Annotated in this window: 19 protein-coding genes and 1 riboswitch; of the genes, 12 read left to right on the top strand and 7 right to left on the bottom strand. The window is 57.9% G+C overall.

Annotated elements, in window-relative coordinates; translation table 11 throughout:
- Nucleotides 1–61 precede the first annotated feature (61 nt).
- On the bottom strand, nucleotides 62–664 hold the full coding sequence (plsY, locus tag J2Y91_RS04795) for a glycerol-3-phosphate 1-O-acyltransferase PlsY (protein WP_048914568.1): 603 nt from the start codon (nucleotides 662–664) through the stop codon (nucleotides 62–64).
- A 107-nt stretch (nucleotides 665–771) separates the two neighbouring features.
- Between plsY and folB the strand changes: the two genes are divergently transcribed.
- Both folB and bacA read left to right on the top strand, forming a co-directional pair.
- On the top strand, nucleotides 772–1,131 hold the full coding sequence (folB, locus tag J2Y91_RS04790) for a bifunctional dihydroneopterin aldolase/7,8-dihydroneopterin epimerase (RefSeq protein ID WP_048914569.1): 360 nt from the start codon (nucleotides 772–774) through the stop codon (nucleotides 1,129–1,131).
- A gap of 144 nt (nucleotides 1,132–1,275) precedes the next feature.
- Complete coding sequence (gene bacA, locus J2Y91_RS04785; RefSeq protein ID WP_253537435.1) at nucleotides 1,276–2,097, top strand: undecaprenyl-diphosphate phosphatase; 822 nt, start codon at nucleotides 1,276–1,278, stop codon at nucleotides 2,095–2,097.
- A gap of 73 nt (nucleotides 2,098–2,170) precedes the next feature.
- Here bacA and J2Y91_RS04780 read toward each other — a convergent pair whose 3' ends face one another.
- Entirely contained in the window at nucleotides 2,171–3,391 is a 1,221-nt protein-coding gene (locus tag J2Y91_RS04780; protein WP_253537431.1) for a multifunctional CCA addition/repair protein, read from the bottom strand.
- A gap of 138 nt (nucleotides 3,392–3,529) precedes the next feature.
- A complete protein-coding gene (locus J2Y91_RS04775) occupies nucleotides 3,530–4,150 on the bottom strand; it encodes a TIGR04211 family SH3 domain-containing protein (protein ID WP_048914572.1) in 621 nt (206 codons plus the stop codon).
- 243 nt (nucleotides 4,151–4,393) lie between these two features.
- Here J2Y91_RS04775 and J2Y91_RS04770 point away from each other — a divergent pair, with 243 nt between their 5' ends.
- The 3 genes from J2Y91_RS04770 (at nucleotide 4,394) to hldE (ending at nucleotide 10,080) form a co-directional block, all read left to right on the top strand.
- A complete protein-coding gene (locus J2Y91_RS04770) occupies nucleotides 4,394–5,698 on the top strand; it encodes a CYTH domain-containing protein (RefSeq protein ID WP_133622699.1) in 1,305 nt (434 codons plus the stop codon).
- Between the two features lie 36 nt (nucleotides 5,699–5,734).
- A complete protein-coding gene (gene glnE, locus J2Y91_RS04765) occupies nucleotides 5,735–8,548 on the top strand; it encodes a bifunctional [glutamate--ammonia ligase]-adenylyl-L-tyrosine phosphorylase/[glutamate--ammonia-ligase] adenylyltransferase (RefSeq protein WP_253537427.1) in 2,814 nt (937 codons plus the stop codon).
- Nucleotides 8,549–8,643: 95 nt separating this feature from the next.
- On the top strand, nucleotides 8,644–10,080 hold the full coding sequence (hldE, locus tag J2Y91_RS04760; protein WP_048914575.1) for a bifunctional D-glycero-beta-D-manno-heptose-7-phosphate kinase/D-glycero-beta-D-manno-heptose 1-phosphate adenylyltransferase HldE: 1,437 nt from the start codon (nucleotides 8,644–8,646) through the stop codon (nucleotides 10,078–10,080).
- Nucleotides 10,081–10,119: 39 nt separating this feature from the next.
- Here hldE and ubiK read toward each other — a convergent pair whose 3' ends face one another.
- Entirely contained in the window at nucleotides 10,120–10,452 is a 333-nt protein-coding gene (gene ubiK / locus J2Y91_RS04755; RefSeq protein ID WP_133622701.1) for a ubiquinone biosynthesis accessory factor UbiK, read from the bottom strand.
- Nucleotides 10,453–10,613: 161 nt separating this feature from the next.
- A riboswitch (FMN riboswitch) is annotated at nucleotides 10,614–10,763 on the top strand.
- Nucleotides 10,764–10,870: 107 nt separating this feature from the next.
- Here ubiK and ribB point away from each other — a divergent pair.
- Together ribB and ygiD are read left to right on the top strand one after the other, a co-directional pair.
- On the top strand, nucleotides 10,871–11,527 hold the full coding sequence (gene ribB / locus J2Y91_RS04750) for a 3,4-dihydroxy-2-butanone-4-phosphate synthase (RefSeq protein WP_048914577.1): 657 nt from the start codon (nucleotides 10,871–10,873) through the stop codon (nucleotides 11,525–11,527).
- A 159-nt stretch (nucleotides 11,528–11,686) separates the two neighbouring features.
- Entirely contained in the window at nucleotides 11,687–12,472 is a 786-nt protein-coding gene (gene ygiD, locus J2Y91_RS04745) for a 4,5-DOPA-extradiol-dioxygenase (protein ID WP_253537424.1), read from the top strand.
- Nucleotides 12,473–12,508: 36 nt separating this feature from the next.
- Here ygiD and J2Y91_RS04740 read toward each other — a convergent pair whose 3' ends face one another.
- From J2Y91_RS04740 to tolC, 3 genes are all read right to left on the bottom strand, one after another.
- Nucleotides 12,509–13,669: a glutathionylspermidine synthase family protein gene (locus J2Y91_RS04740; RefSeq protein ID WP_048914579.1), complete on the bottom strand. Its 1,161-nt coding sequence runs from the start codon at nucleotides 13,667–13,669 to the stop codon at nucleotides 12,509–12,511.
- A 6-nt stretch (nucleotides 13,670–13,675) separates the two neighbouring features.
- Complete coding sequence (locus J2Y91_RS04735; RefSeq protein WP_048914580.1) at nucleotides 13,676–14,341, bottom strand: DUF1190 family protein; 666 nt, start codon at nucleotides 14,339–14,341, stop codon at nucleotides 13,676–13,678.
- A 179-nt stretch (nucleotides 14,342–14,520) separates the two neighbouring features.
- A complete protein-coding gene (gene tolC, locus J2Y91_RS04730; RefSeq protein ID WP_187497687.1) occupies nucleotides 14,521–15,984 on the bottom strand; it encodes an outer membrane channel protein TolC in 1,464 nt (487 codons plus the stop codon).
- A 210-nt stretch (nucleotides 15,985–16,194) separates the two neighbouring features.
- On the opposite strand from tolC, the gene nudF reads away from it, so the two are divergent.
- The 5 genes from nudF to parE are packed head-to-tail and all read left to right on the top strand — an operon-like array spanning nucleotide 16,195 to nucleotide 20,650.
- The gene (nudF, locus tag J2Y91_RS04725; protein WP_048914582.1) at nucleotides 16,195–16,830 is read left to right on the top strand and encodes an ADP-ribose diphosphatase; all 636 of its coding nucleotides are present in this window, start codon (nucleotides 16,195–16,197) and stop codon (nucleotides 16,828–16,830) included.
- Nucleotides 16,830–17,252, top strand: coding sequence for a DUF1249 family protein (locus tag J2Y91_RS04720; RefSeq protein ID WP_048914583.1), 423 nt, complete (start codon nucleotides 16,830–16,832; stop codon nucleotides 17,250–17,252). The genes nudF and J2Y91_RS04720 overlap by 1 nt, the downstream gene beginning before the upstream one ends.
- Before the next feature lie 38 nt (nucleotides 17,253–17,290).
- Nucleotides 17,291–18,118 carry a 3',5'-cyclic-AMP phosphodiesterase gene (gene cpdA, locus J2Y91_RS04715; RefSeq protein ID WP_048914584.1) on the top strand — a complete coding sequence of 276 codons (828 nt, stop codon included), beginning with the start codon at nucleotides 17,291–17,293 and terminating at the stop codon, nucleotides 18,116–18,118.
- 3 nt (nucleotides 18,119–18,121) lie between these two features.
- On the top strand, nucleotides 18,122–18,700 hold the full coding sequence (gene yqiA, locus J2Y91_RS04710) for an esterase YqiA (protein WP_133622705.1): 579 nt from the start codon (nucleotides 18,122–18,124) through the stop codon (nucleotides 18,698–18,700).
- A gap of 54 nt (nucleotides 18,701–18,754) precedes the next feature.
- A complete protein-coding gene (gene parE, locus J2Y91_RS04705) occupies nucleotides 18,755–20,650 on the top strand; it encodes a DNA topoisomerase IV subunit B (RefSeq protein WP_048914586.1) in 1,896 nt (631 codons plus the stop codon).
- The last annotated feature ends 2 nt before the right edge of the window (nucleotides 20,651–20,652 follow it).

Raw genomic sequence — 20,652 nt, 5'->3', positions numbered from 1 at the left:
CCACTTACCGATGCGAATTCACCGTGATTAGGCAGGGGTGAAGCATGCCTCGCCCGTATCTTTACGGATCCTTTCTCTTCTTCTTCCAGATCTTGGTTTCCTGCCCGCGCCACAGGCGCTGAATATTGTCGTGATGACGCAGCAGGATCAGGCAGGAGAGCATGGCGACCGGGAAGGTAAACTGCGGTTTAAACCACCAGACGTAGAACGGCGCGATCAGCGCGCTGATAATCGCCCCCAGCGAAGAGTAGCCGCTTAGCAGCACCGTCAGCAGCCAGGTCCCGGTCATCAATCCCGTTAAATCCCAGCCGATAGGCGCGATAGCACCAAAGGCAGTGGCGACGCCTTTACCGCCTTTGAACTTAAAGAATACCGGGTAGATATGGCCAAGACAGGCCGCAATGGCGGTCAGACCGAGGTAGAGCGGGGTGACGCCGAAGTGATACGCCAGCCAGACCGGCAGCATGCCTTTAAGCACATCAAACACCAGCACCATGGCTGCCGCACCTTTACCGCCGATGCGCAATACGTTAGTGGTGCCGGGGTTGCGCGAACCGTGGTGGCGAGGGTCCGGTAATCCAAACAGCCGGCAAACCAGAATCGCGCTGGAGATGGAGCCACACAGATACGCGAAAATGATCATACCAAGCGCGAATACACTCATAACTCTATTCCGTCTTGTTGGGGTCGTCTTAAAGTCTGCATCCGTGGATAATACGCATAAACCGCCGGGGATGATATCCGGCAACCGTAAAAACAGAGAGCCGTATCATGGATATTGTATTTATAGATCACCTGTCCGTCATCACTACCATTGGCGTTTACGACTGGGAACAGACGATTCAGCAGAAGCTGGTGTTCGATGTCGAAATGGCGTGGGACAACCGCAAAGCCGCGGCCAGCGATGACGTCAATGACTGCCTGAGCTATGCCGACGTCTCACAGGCGATTATCGATCACGTTGCCAACGGCAAATTCGCGCTGGTTGAGCGCGTTGCGGAGGAGATTGCCACGCTGTTGCTGGCTCGATTCGCCTCGCCGTGGGTGCGGATTAAGGTCAGCAAACCGGGAGCCGTCGCTCAGGCGCGTGAGGTCGGGGTGATCATCGAACGCGGGACTAATCCGAAATAAACGCAATCTCATTGCCATGACAATGAAACCAAACCACATTATGGTCTGTCTTAAGGTTGCCCTAATTCAGTCCGGGCACAATTTGGCGGTAGCGCAAAGCGACCGCCTTTTTAATGGTTTTAACTTGGTTAGAGGTAGAATTTGATGGCAGATATTCATCAGCTATGGGTGGCAGCAATACTCGGCATTGTTGAAGGGTTGACGGAGTTCCTTCCTGTTTCCTCCACCGGGCACATGATCATTGTCGGTCATCTGTTAGGTTTTGAAGGCGATAAAGCAGAGACTTTCGAAGTGGTTATCCAGCTTGGTTCAATTCTGGCCGTGGTGGTGATGTTCTGGCGCCGTCTGTTTGGCCTGATCGGTATTCACTTCGGCAAAGAGCCGCATGAAGGTACCGGTACCGGCAAATTAACGCTGATTCATATTCTGTTGGGTATGGTGCCGGCGGTAGTCATTGGTCTGCTGCTGCACGACCAGATCAAAACGCTGTTTAACCCGATTAACGTGATGTATGCGCTGGTGGTCGGTGGCGTGCTGCTGATCGCGGCGGAGCTGCTGAAGCCGAAGCAGCCAAAAGCGGTGGGCGTGGATGATATTACCTATCGCCAGGCATTCGTGATTGGCTGTTTCCAGTGTCTGGCGCTGTGGCCGGGCTTCTCACGTTCCGGTGCGACCATTTCCGGCGGGATGCTGATGGGCGTGAGCCGCTATGCGGCTTCTGAGTTCTCTTTCCTGCTGGCCGTGCCGATGATGATGGGCGCTACCGCGCTGGATCTCTATAAGAGCATGGGCTTCCTGACCCTGGCCGACTTCCCGATGTTCGCCGTCGGTTTTGTCACCGCCTTTATTGTCGCGCTGATCGCGATCAAGACCTTCCTGCACATCATCAAACGTATCTCGTTTATCCCGTTTGCTATCTACCGCTTTATTATCGCGGCAGCGGTTTACGCGGTGTTCGTTCTGTAAAACTACCCGTAGGGGCCGATCTTTTGTTTCGATCGGCCCTGGGGTCGTTTGTTTCGGTTGGCCCGTTACGATGTTATGACGACTTCCACTCTTCCAGCGCGGCCACTCGCCGCCGCGTTAGCTCTTTTCTGACTTCGCTGCCCTTGAATCCGGCCTCAACCACCTCTTTGGTCGACACGCTTTGTGCCACCCGCCAGGCGGTGCGCAGGTAGTCGCCCTGCGGATAAGGATTGCTTTCAAAACCGGTGCGCCCACGCGCATCGGCTTCGCTGGTGATAGCAATCTGCTCAACGCGCTGCGGCTTACGCCAGGCATCCACGCGGTCAAACAGGGCAATCAGCGTAGCGGCTGACTGATTCTGTACGGTGTGCACCAGATCGTGAAATTCGGTAACCAGCAGGGCAAGGTCGCGCACGGCATTCGGCACGCGCAGGCGCTCGCACAGCGCGGCAACCAGCGGCACGCCAGCCGGGCCGTGCCCGTGGTGGCTGGGCCACTTCTCCGGCGGCGTCAGGCCCTTGCCGACGTCGTGAAACAGCGTGGCGAAGCGAATATCCAGCTCCGGGCTGAGCTGGGCGGCCATCGCCAGCGTCATCAGCGCATGCACCCCGGTGTCAATCTCCGGGTGCCATTTGGCCGGGGCCGGCACGCCATACAGATTATCCAGCTCGGGGAACAGCACCGCCAGCGCACCGCAGTCGCGCAGTACCTGGAAATAGACCTGCGGGTTGCGGGTGAGCAGGGCGCTCTCCGTCTCTTTCCATACGCGTTCCGCCGTCAGATGCGCCAGCTCGCCGCTTGCCGCCATGGCGCGCATCAGCGCCATGGTTTCGTCAGCGACGCGGAAATTGAGGTGGGCAAAACGTGCCGCAAAGCGCGCCACGCGCAGTACGCGCAGCGGATCTTCGTTGAATGCGGCCGAAACATGGCGCAGCAGGCGCAGCTTAAGGTCTTCACGCCCGCGATAAGGGTCGTAAAAGTTGCCGTCAGCGTCCTGGGCAATGGCGTTGATGGTCAGATCGCGTCGGGCCAGATCCTGTTCCAGCGTGACGTCGGGCGCGGCATAGCAGACGAAGCCGGTATAACCGCTGCCGGACTTACGCTCGGTGCGCGCCAGCGCATACTCTTCGTGGCTGGAAGGGTGCAGAAATACCGGGAAATCGCGGCCAACCTGCTCGTAGCCAGCATCCAGCATCTGCTGGGGAGAGGCTCCCACCACCACCCAGTCTTTGTCTTTCAGCGGCAAATTCAGCAGTCCATCGCGCACGGCGCCGCCGACAAGGTATGTTTTCACTGCGGGTCTCCACAAAGCGGATAATCGGAATTAACCGATCATTAATCGGAACACTATAACATCCATGTTGCACAAATGATAAATCGCAGGCACGACAAAAAGGGCATCCGCAGATACCCTGATTTGTCATCGTTTGGATTAATTCATCCAGCGGTCGCTTTTCTTCCTGCGCGGGATCATATGCGGCAACAGCAGGCCAAGCAGCAGGCCGACACCGGCTACGCCGCCGCCGTACATAAACCACTGCATAATGATGGTGCGCTGTTTATCGTCAAGCTGTACGTTGGCGGCATCCACTTTCTTTTTCGCCACCACCAGCTGGTTTTTCAGCTGCTGATTCTCTTCTTTCAGGCTGTTGATCGCCCCATCGCTGCCGGCGACTTTTTTCTGCATCTCGGCGGTGCGTTCGTTCCAGCTACCGTCGATATTGGCCAGTTTGGCCGTCAGGTCTTTGACCTGCTGCTCCAGCTGCGGCACGCGCGAACGCAGGCTTGGCTGCTCGCTCAGCTGTGCCAGCGGGATCCAGGTGGTGCGCCCCTGGCTGTCGCGGATTTGCCCATATTTGCTATTGTCGTTTGACTGCAGCAGGGTGACTTCTTCGCCGGCGTTCAGGGTGCCGATCAGGCGATAATCATTGCCAGGACCGCTGCGGACCCAGGTGGAAAGCTCGTCGGAAATGTAGCGTTTTTCTTCAGCATGAACCGATGTTGCAACGCTAAAAGTGAGTAAAGTCAGTCCAATAAGGTGAGTTTTATTCATTCGAACTCTTATTCGTAAGTGCTGGAAAAAAGTAAAGGCACAGTCTGGAGCGGCCTCGCAGAAAGCTGAATGAGAACTATCCTGGTCTCAAAGAGCGTGAGAGCGGGCACGCGAAAGCGTAATAAAGCAGAGACAGCCCTGTCGCTTGTGCATTACTCTTCGGGTTAAGCTACCTGTCATAAAGCAGGCATAATCAGTTACCTTAACCGTTTACCGTGCCGTTAACGACGTAAATAAGACAATATGACCATCGAAATCGAATTAAAGTTCATCGCCGCGGCAGAAGCTGCATCAAAAATTGCCGATAAACTGGCGAACTGGCCTCACCAGCACAGCGCGGGGCAGAAGCTCACCAACATCTACTTTGAAACCGACGACAGCCAGCTGCGCCGCTGGGATATGGGCCTGCGCATCCGCGGCTTTGGCGACAGCTACGAGATGACGCTAAAAACCGCCGGGCAGACGGTGGGCGGGCTGCATCAGCGGCCGGAATACAATGTGGCCCTCGGCCAGCCTGAGCTCGATATCGCCCTGCTGCCTGCCGACGTCTGGCCTGCAGGCACCGACGTGGCCGCGCTGCAACAGCGTCTCAACGCGCTGTTCAGTACCCATTTCGTGCGCGAAAAGTGGGTGGTTACTTACCTGCAAAGCGAGATTGAAGTGGCTTACGACTGCGGGGAAGTCAGTGCCGGTGCGTTAAGCGAGCCGCTGAGAGAAATCGAGCTGGAGCTGAAAAGTGGCCAGCGTGACGATCTGCTGGCCTTCGCCGCCGAGCTGGCCACGCTGGAGGGCCTGCGCCTCGGCAGCCTGAGCAAAGCCGCACGCGGCTATGCGCTGGCGCAGGGCAATCCACCGCGCCCGCTGCGCCCGGTTCCGCTGCTGAAGGTCAAGCCGAAAGCAACGGTAGAAGAGGGGATGCGCAGCGGGTTCCTGCTGGCTCTCAGCCAGTGGCAGTATCACGAAGAGCTGTGGCTGCGCGGCGTCAGCGGCGCACTGCCGCAGATCAAGGATGCGCTGGAGACGCTGCGTCAGGTGTTCTCTCTGTACGGCGCGCTGGTTCCGCGCAAGGCCAGCAGCGATCTGCGCCAAAAACTAACCATGCTGGAAGAGGCGCTGCTGGAAGAGAATGTCAGCGCTGAAAAGCTCTGTTTCAGTCCGGTCTGGCTGGAGACCCAGTTAGCGCTTACTAACTGGATTGTCACCGAAGGCTGGCGTGCGTTTGTCGATCAAAAGGCGGATGCCAAGCTGCAGGGCTCATTTAAACGCTTCAGCGATATCATGCTCGGGCGCATTGCCGCCGACCTGAAAGAGACCTTCGCTCACGTCAACCATTCGGGCGAGTATCAGGACAAACTGACGCGCCTGCATCGTCAGCTGCTGGCCGTTCATCTGCTGGCCGGTGCCTATCAACCTGATGTGGTCAACAGCTGGCTGCAAAGCTGGCAGCAGCTGCAGCAGGCGATTGTCAGCCAGCAGGAAGTGTGGCTGGACAGTCATCGCCAGCAGGCGCTGAAACAGGCGGCGTTCTGGAAGAACGGCAGCGTGTAAAACCTTTGGCGTGCGGCTTTTTATAAGGGAGTGATTATGTTGCCATCGTTACTGACCGGGCAGATCGCACTGCTCGATCCCATTTTCAGCGGGGCCAGTGAACAGCAAAAGGCGGTTCTGGCATTTAGCGATTTTATCAGCGATAACCTGGCAAAATGCCCCGACTGGTGGCAGCAGATCCAGCAGCAGCAGCCGCAGCCGGATGAATGGCAACACTATCCGCAGTGGTTACAGGCGCAGCTGGCCGCGGCGCAGGATGAAAATGCGCTGATGCGCGAGCTGCGCCTGTTCCGCCGCCATATGCTGACGCGTATCGCCTGGATGCAGACGCTGGCGACCAGCAGTACAGAGCAGAGCCTGCGCCAGCTGAGCGAGCTGGCGGAGACGCTGATAGTCGCTGCGCGCGACTGGCTGTGGCACGCCTGCTGCCGCGATTTCGGCACGCCGGTGAATGCCGCCGGGGAGCCGCAGCCGCTGCTGATCCTCGGTATGGGCAAGCTGGGCGGTGGCGAGCTTAATTTCTCCTCTGATATTGACCTGATCTTCACCTGGCCGGAAAACGGCACCACCCAGGGGGGCCGCCGCGAGCTGGATAATGCGCAGTTCTTCACCCGCCTTGGGCAGCGCCTGATTAAGGTGCTGGATCAGCCCACCGTGGATGGCTTTGTTTACCGTGTGGATATGCGCCTGCGCCCGTTTGGCGACAGCGGCCCGCTGGTGCTGAGCTTTGCCGCGCTGGAAGATTATTACCAGGAGCAGGGGCGCGACTGGGAACGCTACGCGATGGTGAAAGCGCGCCTGATGGGCGACAGCGACGACCGCTGGAGCGAAGAGCTGCGCCAGACGCTGCGCCCGTTTGTCTTTCGCCGCTACATTGATTTCAGCGTGATCCAGTCGCTGCGCAATATGAAAAGCATGATCGCGCGTGAAGTACGGCGGCGCGGGCTGACCGATAACATTAAGCTGGGCGCTGGCGGTATCCGCGAAACCGAATTTATCGTGCAGGTCTTCCAGCTGATACGCGGCGGTCGCGAACGATCGCTGCAAATGCGCTCCTTATTGCCGACGCTGCACGCGATTGGCGAGCTGCATCTGCTGCCGCAAGGGCAGGTTAGCCAGCTGCGCGATGCCTATCTGTTCCTGCGTCGCCTGGAGAATCTGTTGCAGAGCATCAACGACGAACAGACGCAGACGCTGCCGGTGGCTGAGTTGGACCGCGCCCGCCTTGCCTGGGCGATGGATTTCAGCGACTGGCAGGCATTGCATGACCAGCTTGATATCCATATGGCGCAGGTGCGCACCATCTTTAACGATCTGATCGGCGACGATAGCTCAGAGAGCGGCGACAGTCGCGACGCGGGTGAATACGGCGTGCTGTGGCAGGATCAGCTGGAAGAAGCCGAGCTGGCACCGCTGGTGCCGCATCTCGACAGCGCCGCCCGCCAGCTGCTGTGGCGCACCATCACCGAATTCCGCCTGGATGTGGATAAACGCACCATTGGTCCACGCGGCCGCCAGGCGCTGGATCAGCTGATGCCGCGCCTGCTGAGTGAAGTGGTGCCGCGCGATGATGCCCCGGTTACGCTCAGCCGCCTGACCCCGCTGCTGCTAGGCGTGGTCACCCGCTCGACCTATCTCGAACTGCTGACCGAATTCGACGGCGCGCTGAAACATCTGATCCGCCTGTGCGCCGCCTCACCGATGGTTGCCAGCCAGCTGGCGCGCCACCCGCTGCTGCTTGATGAGCTGCTCGACCCGGCCACGCTGTACCAGCCGACCGCCACCGATGCCTACCGCGACGAGCTGCGCCAGTATCTGCTGCGCATCCCGGAAGAGGACGAAGAGCAGCAGCTGGAGGCGCTACGCCAGTTTAAACAGGCGCAGCATCTGCGCATTGCCGCCGCCGATATCGCCAAAACCCTGCCGGTCATGAAGGTCAGCGACCATCTGACCTGGCTGGCCGAAGCGATGATCGAAGCGGTGGTACAGCAGGCATGGAATATGATGGTGCAGCGCTACGGTCGCCCGTCGCACCTGACCAGCGACAGCGAGCGGGGCTTTGCCGTGGTCGGCTATGGCAAGCTGGGCGGCTGGGAGCTGGGCTACAGTTCCGATCTCGATCTGGTATTCCTGCACGACTGCCCGGTGGATGCCGTGACGCTGGGTGAGCGCAGCATCGACGGGCGCCAGTTTTACCTGCGCCTGGCGCAGCGCGTGATGCATCTGTTCAGCACCCGCACCTCCTCCGGCATTTTGTATGAAGTCGATGCGCGCCTGCGCCCGTCCGGTGCGGCGGGGATGCTGGTCAGTACCTTCGATGCCTTCGATGATTACCAACGCAATGAAGCCTGGACCTGGGAGCATCAGGCACTGGTGCGGGCGCGCATTGTGTTTGGTGACGGGGCGCTGAGTCAGCGCTTTGACCAGATCCGCCGTGGCATTCTTTCGCTGCCGCGCGAGCCTGACGCGCTGAAAACCGAAGTGCGGGAAATGCGCGAGAAGATGCGCGCGCACCTTGGGCACAAGCATAAAGGGCGCTGGGATCTGAAAGCGGATGAGGGCGGTATCACCGATATTGAATTCATTACGCAATACCTGGTCTTACGCTACGCCGCCCAGGATCCGACGCTGACGCGCTGGTCCGATAACGTGCGCATCCTCGAACTGTTGGCAAATGGCGACAAGATGGCGCAGGCCGAGGCGCAAGCGCTGACCCAGGCCTACGTTTCGCTGCGCGATGCGCTGCACCATCTCGCTTTGCAGGAGCTGCCGGGGCACGTAGAGGAGAGCGCATTCAGCGCGGAAAAGGCCCAGGTCAATGCCAGCTGGCAGAAGTGGCTGGGAGCCTGAGTGGGTGTTCGGCGCGTGATGATGGTCAGCAGCAAGTTGTGCTATCATCGCGCGCATAATTTTTCCTGTTTAAACTGCAGTCTGGAGTGTCTGGAATGAAAATTACACTGCCCGATTTTTCGCGCGCGGGTGTTCTGGTGGTTGGCGATGTGATGCTGGATCGCTACTGGCACGGCCCAACCAGTCGCATCTCCCCAGAGGCCCCGGTGCCGGTGGTCAAAGTGGACCATGTGGAGGAGCGCCCGGGAGGCGCGGCCAACGTGGCGATGAATATCGCTTCTCTCGGTGCCGGTTCGCGTCTGGTGGGCCTGACCGGGATTGATGAAGCCGCGCAGGCGCTGAGCGCGACCCTGGCCGGGGTGAACGTGCGGTGTGATTTTGTGGCGGTGCCGACGCATCCAACCATCACCAAACTGCGCGTGCTGTCACGCAGCCAGCAGCTGATCCGCCTCGATTTTGAAGAGGGCTTTGACGGGGTTAATCCGGAGCCAATGCACGAGCGCATCCGTGAGGCGCTGCCGAAAATTGGTGCGCTGGTGCTGTCTGACTACGCCAAAGGCGCGCTGGCCAGCGTTGAAACCATGATCGCGCTGGCACGCGAAGCGGGCGTACCGGTGCTGGTCGACCCGAAAGGGACTGATTTCTCACGTTATCACGGTGCAACGCTGCTGACGCCAAACCTCTCCGAGTTCGAAGCGGTGGTGGGCAAATGTAAAAGCGAAGCGGATATCGTCGAGCGCGGTACGGCACTGATGCAGCAGCACGGCCTGTCGGCGCTGCTGGTCACGCGTTCCGAGCACGGTATGACGCTGCTGCAGCCGGGCAAAGAGCCGTTCCATATGCCAACCCAGGCGCAGGAAGTGTTCGACGTTACCGGTGCCGGTGATACGGTGATTGGCGTACTGGCGGCTGCGCTGGCGGCAGGCAATACGCTGGAAGAGAGCTGCTTCCTGGCGAATGCCGCGGCGGGCGTGGTGGTCGGTAAATTGGGGACCTCGACGGTTTCCCCGGTTGAGCTGGAGAACGCCATTCATGCGCGCCCTGAATCCGGCTTTGGCGTGATGGATGAAGCACAGCTGATTGCTGAAGTCGCCAAGGCGCGCCAGCGCGGCGAGAAAGTGGTGATGACCAACGGCGTGTTCGACATTCTGCACGCGGGGCACGTCTCCTATCTTGCCAATGCGCGTAAGCTGGGGGATCGCCTGATTGTGGCGGTCAACAGCGATGCTTCAACCCGTCGCCTGAAGGGCGAAACGCGCCCCGTAAACCCGCTGGTCAATCGTATGATCGTGCTGGGTGCGCTGGAAGCCGTGGACTGGGTCATCGGTTTTGAAGAGGACACGCCACAGCGGGTGATTGCTGAAGTGCTGCCGGACCTGCTGGTGAAAGGCGGGGACTATAAGCCGGAAGATATCGCGGGCAGTAAAGAAGTATGGGCTAACGGCGGTGACGTGCGGGTGCTGAACTTCGAAGACGGTATTTCAACCAGTAATATCATCAAGACAATTATTTCAGGCACCGGTAAAAGCTGATGGCTGTCGGCTGCCCTTGCGGGCAGCCGCTTAACTCACTCAGTTTGGCGCTTTCGGCTCGCTGGTGGCCGCTGTTGCAGAGGTCGCTGGTGTTGCAGAAACCGCTGGCGTTGCAGCTGTAGCAGGCTGTGCCACTTTCGCTTCCAGCTCGGCCAGGCGTTGTTCCAGCGCGGCCAGTTTCTCACGCGTGCGCAGCAGCACCTGAGTCTGCACATCAAACTCTTCGCGATTCACCACGTCCAGACGGGTTAACTGCGCCTGTAATGTCTGGCGAATTTTCTTCTCCACATCATCACCCAGCTCGCGGATCCCTTTCGGCATGGAGTCATGGACCTGACGGGCCAGTTGTTCAATTTTTTTTGCGTCGATCATAGCGGCTTCCTGGTAGCAGCGGGTTTTACCTTAGTGTAATCCCTGACGCTAAAAGGTTAAACCTGAAATGAATAAACAGGAAATGCCTTAGTCATCTGCTGACAATCTATTTGATGTTTTTGTTCGTTGCTCTGCTACTTTTTCAGCGTTATGATGTTTTTGCTTATTCTCAGGGCGGGGCGAAATTCCCCACCGGCGGTAAATCAGCTGACGCTGAAAGCCCGCGAGCGCTTCAGGAGCAATTCTGAAGGACAGCAGACCCGGTGTGATTCCGGGGCCGACGGTTAGAGTCCGGATGGGAGAGAGTAACGAATCTTGTCGGGCTTTTGCCTGCCTCGCGTTATTTTTTGTCACTGCATGACACTCCTAAGCACGCCCTGGTTCTGGTAACCCATAAATTAATTAAGGTTTTTTTACCATGAATCAGTCGCTACTTTCTGAATTTGGCACGCCTGAACAGCGTGTAACCCGTGCTATCGAAGCGCTGCGCGCTGGCCGCGGTGTGATGGTTTTAGACGATGAAGATCGTGAGAACGAAGGCGATATGATCTTCGCCGCGGAAACCATGACCGTTGAGCAGATGGCGCTGACCATCCGTCACGGCAGCGGTATTGTTTGCCTGTGTCTGACCGAACAGCGTCTGCAGGAGCTTGAGCTGCCGATGATGGTGCAGGACAACACCAGCGCTTACGGTACGGGTTTTACCGTGACTATCGAAGCCGCCAAAGGCGTCACCACCGGCGTTTCAGCTACTGACCGCCTGACTACCATCCGCACCGCGATTGCCGATGATACTAAGCCGAGCGATCTGAATCGCCCTGGCCATGTATTCCCGCTGCGCGGCCGTGCTGGCGGCGTGCTGACCCGTGGCGGCCACACCGAAGCGACCATTGACCTGGTGACGCTGGCCGGCTTTAAGCCTGCGGGCGTGCTGTGTGAGCTGACTAACGACGATGGCTCAATGGCGCATGCCCCTGAAGCTATCGTGTTTGCTAAGCAGCACGACATGCCGGTTGTGACCATCGAAGACCTGGTGGCTTACCGCCGCAGTCACGAGACGCGTCAGGCCAGTTAAGCCCTTCAGGGCCGGTTTATCCGGCCCTGCTAATCTTCTCCTTCCCGTTTTTCCCCTTCAAATTTTCTGAATATCTCCGTCAGGCTTATCCAGGTTCATCCGTGAAATAAAGCGCGTAATGTAGGCGTCATTGAGCACAATATTGCCTGGAGTTTTAACATGAGCCACTCACGTATGCCCGCGCTTTTCCTTGGACACGGCAGCCCGATGAACGTGCTGGAAGAGAATATCTACACTGAAACCTGGCGTGAGCTGGGTAAAACGCTGCCGCGCCCGAAAGCGATTATTGCGGTTTCCGCACACTGGTACACGCGTGGCACCGCAGTCACCGCGATGGAGAAACCGCGCACTATCCATGACTTCGGCGGTTTCCCGCAGGCGCTGTTCGATACCCACTATCCGGCACCGGGCTCGCCCGCGCTGGCACAGCAGGTTGCCGATGCGCTGGCTCCGGTAGCGGTAGAACTCGACCGCGAGTGGGGTTTTGACCACGGCTCCTGGGGCGTGCTGATCAAGATGTATCCCGATGCCGATATTCCGGTCGTGCAGCTGAGCGTTGACGGCACCAGGCCGCCTGCTTACCACTTTGAGCTGGGTCGCAAGCTGGCGGCGCTGCGCGAACAGGGCATCATGATCGTGGCCAGCGGTAACGTGGTGCACAACCTGCGCATGGTGCGCTGGGGCGGCGATGCCGCAGCCTATCCCTGGGCGGAATCGTTCAATCAGTACGTGCGCGATAATCTGAGCTGGGAAGGAGAGTCAGCGCAGCATCCGCTGGTGAACTTTATGCAGCATGAAGGCGCCGCCTTGTCGAACCCGACGCCGGAGCACTATCTGCCGTTGCTGTATGTGCTGGGCGCACGCGCCGCGGGCGAGGCGATAGCGATCCCGGTGGACGGGATTGTGATGGGGTCGTTAAGTATGTTGTCGGTGCAGGTGGGATGATTGAAGGGGCGAGGCATGCCTCGCCCGTTTACGCGATTACTCGATAAACGCGTGCGGATAAAATCGTGACAGATCCTGGGTGATCAAGTCGCGATCCTCGCGCAGACCAATTCCTGCTGGCTGATCGTTGATCAGCCATGAACCAATCAGCGTATAGCTATCGCCAAACTTCGGCAGCGGATGGAACTGCTGTACGATCATTCCTTCCTCACCGTACGGACCGTCAACGCGGGCAATCTCCTGACCGTTTTCCACAATGCGAATATTCGCGCCTTCACGGGAGAACAGCGGCTTCACCACGTATTTATCCATGTGCGGCACGTTGTCTTCGGCAAAGTAGGCGGGTAACAGATTGGGGTGATCCGGGAACATCTTCCACAGCAGCGGCAGCAGCGCTTTATTAGAAATAATGCTCTTCCAACCCGGCTCCAGCCAGCGCACGCCCGCATCGGCCAGCTTGGTGGAGAACACCTCGCGCAGCATAAATTCCCACGGGTAGAGTTTGAACAGATTGGCGATCACCTGGTCATGCTGATCGGTGAACTGCCCTTTCTCGCCGAGGCCAATCTCATCCATATAGAGGAATTCGCTCGGCAGGCCCGCTTCGGTAGCGCAATCCTGCAGATACTGCACCGTGCCGCGATCTTCATCGGTATCGCGGCAGCAGGCGAAGTGCAGCCAGCTGAATCCGTGCTGCTGGTGCAGCTCGGCGAAGCGCTCGATCAGCTTCTCCTGCAGGCTGTTAAACTGGTCGCTGCCGACCGGCAGCTGGCCGGCGTTCAGCTGATCTTCCAGCCACAGCCACTGGAAAAAGGCCGCTTCATACAGCGAAGTTGGCGTATCCGCGTTGTTTTCCAGCAGCTTAGGCGGCGTCACACCATCCCAGGCGAGATCGAGGCGGGAGTAGAGCGACGGCTGGCCGCTTTTCCACGACTCGCGCACGAAATCCCAGGTGTGTTTGGGGATGCGAAACTTCTCCAGCAGCTCGTCGCTGCCGACCACCATCTCCACCGCCTGCAGGCACATCTGATGCAGCTCGCTGGTGACATCTTCCAGCGTTTCAATCTGCTCTAAGGTGAACTGGTAATAGGCATCTTCACACCAGTACGGCTCGCCGTGCATGGTGTGAAAACGAAAACCAAACTCCGTGGCCTTTTCCCGCCAGCCTGGGCGTTCAGTGATGGCAATACGCTTCATCAGCGATTAGCCCCCAAAGCTGCGGCTGGAGCCGGAAGCCGCGCTGCTGCGTGACATGCTGGTCTGCTTGGCAACGCTTTCACCAAAGCCGCCGCGCATTACGGTGCTGGTAGTGGCAGGTTTTGGTGCCATGGCGGATTTAGGCACCGTCATGGTACGGCCAGGGGTAGCTGCGCCGTAGCTTTTGCCGCTGGCATCAACGAATTTGCCGTTGGCCGGGCTGGCTGGGTTTTTAGAGGAGAACAGCGGCTGCTGCTGGCCCATACCGCCGCCCATCATGCGGCCCATCATGTAACCGGCCATCAGCGGCATCCAGAAGCTGCCGCTGGACTGAGATTCAGCATTGGTGGTGCCCACGCCAGCCTGAGCCGGAGCCTGCTGACACTGGCCTTCACCGAATTCCGCCACGCAGTCTTCGCGGGTGGCATATTTCGGTGCGGTTTTCACCGCCTCTTCTTTAGCTTTGTTATAGGCCGTGGTGCACTGCTCGCTCTTGCCCGGGTTGGCGCTCGAACAGTCATCGGCGTTCATATAAGTCGAGACGGTCTCGTCTGACTGCTCACAACCGGCCAGCATAAATACGGCGGTAACCGCCAGCGCCACCGGCGTTAAATGGCGTGCGCTCCAGCTTTTGCGAAAGGAGGCATGATTAATCTGTTTAGTCCGTTTCATCACTTTTCGTCCTGTGCCCAAAGGTAGTGCATAGGATAGGGGAATAGCGGTGAAAAATGAAGCGATGAGGCGTGACAGACCGGGGATCTTTACTTAGCTATACGTTTGATTGTGAAGGAGAGGTTAAGACAGGTGGGATCGAAATAAAACGGGGCAGCGTTGGCTGCCCCGCGGGGAGATTACTGACTGAAAGGATTGCCGCTGCTGCGGTTTGCTGCCGGGCGGCTGGTGGCTGCTGCCTGGCGCGCGGCCGGGGCGCTTTCATTGCCGTCGACGCGGGCAACCTGCTGTGGATTTTCTGGTGCCACAGCTTCCGGTGAGGTATTGATATCCTTGCCCAGATGATTATTCAGCGTCGCCAGATCCTGCTCGTTCAGCGTACCGAGCGCAGATTTGATGTTCAGCTGGTTGATCATATAGCTGTAGCGGGCGTTAGCCAGCTTCTGCTTTGCGTCATACAGCGTGGTGGTCGCATCCAGCACGTCAACGATGGTACGGGTACCTACGGAGTAACCCGCTTCCATTGCATCCAGCGAGCTCTGGGCAGAAACCACGGCCTGCTTGTACGCTTCGATGCTGCTGATGGAGGCATTCACGTTGTTAAACGAGGAGCGGACGGTCTGCACGGCGGAGCGGTGCGCGCCTTCCAGCTGCTCGCTGGCTGCCACAAACGCATACTGCGCCTGCTTCACCTGTGACGACACCGAGCCGCCGCTGTACAGCGGCAGGTTGAAGCTTAAGCCAACCTGGTTGCTACCGCTGATGTTGTCGTTATTGGTGGCGCGGTCGCCGCTGTAACGGTTGTTCGACAAACCGGTTGACGCGGTCAGGTCTACGGTTGGCATATGGCCAGTTTCCGCAGAGCGGATCTGCTCACGCGCCAGGTCTTGCGACAGACGGGCAGAGAGCAGGCTGAGGTTGCGGCTCTCGGCCTCTTTCAGCAGCGCGTTAACCGGCTGTGGCTTCTCGGTTTTGAAGTTATCAACGTTAAGCGAGGCGAGGCTCGGGTAGTAATTCCCGGTCACCTGGCGCAGCGTTTCAACCGCGTTATCAAGATCGTTACGCGCCGTCACTTCGTTGGCCAGCACGGTGTCGTACTGTGAGCGCGCATTCTGCACGTCGGTGATGGCGACCAGGCCCACGTTAAAGCGCTGAGTGGTCTGATCCAGTTCACGGTAGATCGACTGTTTCTGCGCTTCGGTGTAGGAGAGGGTATCAATCGCATTCAGCACGTTGAAATACGCTGTCGCGGTGTTGAGGATCAGCGTTTGCTGCGCGGTCTGATAAGTGACATCCTGAATCCCGGCGGTTTTTTCCTGCAGGGTCAGCGCGCGCCATTTTGACATATCAAAAATGGTCTGAGTCAGCTGCAGTGAGGTGCTTTTCGAGGTGCTGTTCGAATCGCGCGCGTCGCGGTAGCCGTTGTTGTAGCTGTAGTCGGCACCCAGTCCCAGCTGAGGTAACAGCGGGCTACGTGCTTCATTAATCTTCTCAAATGCCGCATCACGATCGGCTGCTGAGCTACGAAGGTCAGGATTGGATAAACGAGCCTGCTGATACACCTGCAGCAGGTTCTCAGCCTGGCTGGCAACACTGAAGCCGCCCAGGCTCAGACCGATGAGTAAAGGGAGCAGTTTGTTCATTTGCATTCCTTGTAGTGCAGCAAAATTGCTATGGTAGCGCTGACGTAAGCCAAAAATTATCGCCGATGATAGCAGAGAGTTCCGAGAAGGTAAGTTGGCTGAAAGTGCCATCCTGCCTTAATTTACTTAAATATTTCATTAAGAACCAGACATCAGGCGGATTACGATTGCATTTTACGTTTTGGCCACCATTTCACAGGAGCTGTTGTTATGGCAACAAGTAACAAATACCCGGTGACTTTCACCAAAAACGATGTAGAAATTATTGCACGAGAGACCCTCTATCGTGGTTTTTTTTCGCTGGAGCGCTACCGCTTTCGTCACCGCTTGTTTAATGGCGGGATGAGTGGTGAAGTATCACGAGAAATTTTGGAGCGCGGTCATGCCGCAGTGCTGCTACCCTATGATCCGCTGCGCGACGAAGTGGTGTTAATCGAGCAGATCCGTATCGCCGCTTACGACACCAGCCCAACGCCGTGGGTGCTTGAACTGGTGGCGGGGATGATGGAACCGGGTGAAACGCCGGAAGAGGTCGCCAGACGCGAAGCGCTGGAAGAAGCCGGGCTGACTCCCGGGCGCATTAAACCCATAATTAACTACCTCTCCAGCGCGGGAGGAACCTCAGAACGCCTTGCGGTGTTTGTGGGAGAAGTGGATGCCAGCGTGGCGCAGGGAAACCACGGTCTGGAGGAAGAGAATGAGGATATTCTTGTGCATGTGGTCAGCCGAACTCAGGCTTACCAGTGGGTGGAACAGGGGAAAATAGATAACGCCGCTGCTGTCATTGCTTTGCAATGGCTGGAGCTGCACCATAAACAGCTTTGTGATGAATGGAACCCCGAATAATGAAACGTTATGTCCCTGACTTTCCAGAAATGATGCGCGTTTGCGAAACCAATTTTGCGCAACTGCGTCGCCTGTTGCCCAAAGAGGACCAGGCGGGGGAGTCCGTGACGTATCAGGTTAATGGCGCCAGTTACCAGATAACTATCCTGGAATCAACGCGCTACACCACGCTGGTTGAGGTAAAACAGACCGCACCGGCCGTCAGTTACTGGAGCCTGCCATCGATGTCGGTTCGCCTGTATCATGACGCGATGGTGGCGGAAGTGTGTTCCACTCAGCAGATCTACCGCTTTAAAGCACGCTATGATTATCCAAATAAAAAGCTGCATCAGCGTGATGAAAAGCATCAGATTAACCAGTTTCTTGCGGACTGGCTGCGTTACTGTTTGTTCCATGGCGCAATGGCAGCCCCGGTTTTTTAGAACGCTGCGACAATTTCAGAGCGAGTTAAGGACTTTGATTGGATAGCCTGTTAAAACTTCCTGTGGCGAGTGGGTCCAGAGTCAGGATTTTACAGATAACGGATACCCACCTTTTTGCAGGTAAACACGAAACGTTACTCGGTGTGAACACCTGGGCCAGTTATGACGCGGTACTGGAGGCGATCGCCGCCGGGCAGCGTCATTACGATCTGATTGTCGCCACTGGCGACCTGGCGCAGGATCACTCGGTCGAAGCCTATCAGCATTTTGCTGAGGGTATTGCTCGCCTGCCGGCTCCCTGCGTCTGGCTGCCCGGCAATCACGACTTTCAGCCGGCGATGTTCAGCACGCTGGCGGAGTCGAGTATTGCCGATGAAAAGCAGGTGCTGGTGGGCGATCGCTGGCAAATCGTGCTGCTGGACAGCCAGGTGTTCGGCGTCCCGCACGGCGAGTTAAGTGACTACCAGCTGGAGTGGCTGGAGCGCGCGCTGGCCGCTGAACCCCAGCGCCACACGCTGGTACTGCTGCACCATCATCCCCTGCCTTCCGGCTGCTCCTGGCTCGATCAGCACAGCCTGCGCAATCCGCATATGCTGGATGCGGTATTACAGCGCTACCCGCTGGCAAAAACCTTGCTGTGTGGGCATATTCATCAGGAGCTTGACCTCGACTGGCACGGACGGCGCGTGTTGGCCAGCCCGTCCACCTGCGTCCAGTTTAAACCCCACTGCACCAACTTCACCATTGATGCGGAAGCGCCGGGATGGCGCTGGCTGGATCTGTATGATGACGGACGGCTGGAAACCGAAGTTCAGCGTCTGGCGACCCGCAAATTTAACCCCGATCTCGACTCAGAAGGATACTGATCGATGGCAACCCTGCTCTATCTGCACGGTTTCAACAGCTCTCCGCAGTCGGCAAAAGCGACCATCTTTAAACAGTGGCTGGCACAGCACCACCCAAATATTACCCTGCATGTGCCGCAACTGCCGGCATTTCCCGCTGAGGCTGCGGCCCTGCTGGAGGAGTTTGTCATGAAGTCGGCGGGCGAACCGCTGGGTATTATTGGCTCTTCTCTTGGCGGCTATTATGCCACCTGGCTGTCGCAATGCTTTGCGCTGCCTGCGGTGGTGGTGAACCCGGCGGTACGCCCGTTTGAGCTGCTGGCGGATTACCTTGGCAATAATGAGAACCCATACACCGGCCAGCAATATGTGTTAGAGTCTCGCCATATTTACGATCTAAAAGTGATGCAGATTGACCCGTTAGAGTCGCCGGATTTGATCTGGCTGCTGCAACAAACGGGCGATGAAGTGCTCGACTACCGCCAGGCTCTGGACTACTACAGCGCCTGCCGTCAAACGGTAGAAGAGGGCGGAAACCATGCTTTTATCGGATTCGAACGCCATTTCTCCGCAATGATCGATTTCCTGGGCTTCCGGGACTGAGATAAGCCGGAGTCTGGACACGCATTTTTAGCCATTATCAATCAGATTGTAACGATGACTCAATCCAGCTATAACGCTGATTCCATTGAGGTTCTCAGCGGCCTTGAACCCGTGCGTCGCCGCCCGGGCATGTACACCGATACCGTGCGCCCTAACCATTTAGGTCAGGAAGTGATCGACAACAGCGTGGATGAAGCGCTGGCCGGTCACGCCAAGCGCGTGGAAGTGATTTTGCACGCCGATCAGTCGCTGGAAGTTATCGACGACGGGCGCGGCATGCCGGTGGATATCCACCCTGAAGAGGGCGTGCCGGCCGTTGAGCTGATTTTCTGCCGCCTGCATGCCGGGGGCAAATTCTCCAACAAAAACTACCAATTCTCCGGCGGCCTGCACGGCGTGGGGATCTCGGTGGTTAACGCCCTCTCCAAACGCGTGGAAGTGACCGTACGCCGTAATGGCGAAATCTACGAAATGGCGTTTGAGAACGGCGATAAGGTTCAGGACCTGGTGGTAACCGGCACCGTCGGTAAACGCAACACTGGCACCCGCGTGCAGTTCTGGCCTGATGAATCCTTCTTCGACAGCCCGCGCTTCTCGGTTTCGCGCCTCAGCCACTTGCTGAAAGCCAAAGCGGTACTCTGCCCGGGCGTAGAAATTGTCTTTAAAGACAAGCTGAACAATACCGAACAGAGCTGGTGCTACGCCGATGGTCTGACCGACTACCTGATGGAGGCGGTTAACGGCCTGCCAACGCTGCCGGAAAAAGCCTTTGTCGGTGCTTACGCCGGAGATGTGGAAGCGGTGGACTGGGCGCTGCTGTGGCTGCCGGAAGGCGGTGAGTTGCTCACCGAAAGCTACGTTAACCTGATCCCGACCATGCAGGGCGGCACGCACGTTAACGGTCTGCGTCAGGGCCTGCTGGATGCGATGCGCGAGTTCTGCGAGTTCCGCAATATCCTGCCGCGCGGCGTGAAGCTGTCGGCGGAAGATATCTGGGATCGCTGCGCCTACGTGCTGTCGGTCAAAATGCAGGATCCGCAGTTTGCCGGGCAGACCAAAGAGCGCCTCTCTTCGCGCCAGTGCGCCGCCTTTGTTTCCGGCGTGGTGAAAGATGCCTTCAGCCTGTGGCTGAACCAGAACGTGCAGGCGGCAGAAATGCTGGCCGAGCTGGCTATTTCCAGCGCTCAGCGCCGCATGCGTGCCGCCAAGAAAGTGGTGCGTAAAAAGCTCACCAGCGGTCCGGCGCTGCCGGGCAAGCTGGCGGACTGTACCGCGCAGGATCTCAGCCGTACCGAACTGTTCCTGGTGGAAGGGGACTCGGCGGGCGGATCGGCCAAGCAGGCGCGCGATCGTGAGTATCAGGCGATCATGCCGCTCAAGGGTAAGATCCTGAACACCTGGGAAGTCTCTTCGGATGAAGTGCTGGCGTCGCAGGAGGTGCACGACATCTCGGTGGCGATCGGTATCGATCCCGACAGCGAAGATCTCAGCCAGCTGCGCTACGGTAAGATCTGTATCCTTGCGGATGCGGACTCCGACGGTCTGCACATTGCGACCCTGCTGTGCGCGCTGTTCGTGCGTCACTTCCGTACCCTGGTGCAGAACGGCCACGTCTATGTTGCCATGCCGCCGCTCTACCGTATTGACCTGGGCAAAGAGGTCTATTACGCGCTGGATGAGGAAGAGAAAGAGGGCGTGCTGGAGCAGCTGAAGCGCAAGAAGGGCAAACCTAACGTACAGCGCTTTAAAGGGCTGGGCGAAATGAACCCGCTGCAGCTGCGTGAAACCACTCTCGACCCCAATACTCGCCGCCTGGTGCAGCTGACCATCAGCGAAGAGGACGTGGCGCAGACCCTGGCAGTGATGGATATGCTGCTGGCGAAAAAGCGCTCCGAAGATCGCCGCAACTGGCTGCAGGAGAAAGGCGATACGGCGGAAATCGAGGTTTAACG

Source organism: Erwinia aphidicola, assembly GCF_024169515.1.
Taxonomy (GTDB): Bacteria; Pseudomonadota; Gammaproteobacteria; order Enterobacterales; family Enterobacteriaceae; genus Erwinia; species Erwinia aphidicola.
The sequence above is the reverse complement of the archived record's forward strand: the minus strand, read 5'-3'. Positions and strand labels throughout refer to the sequence as shown.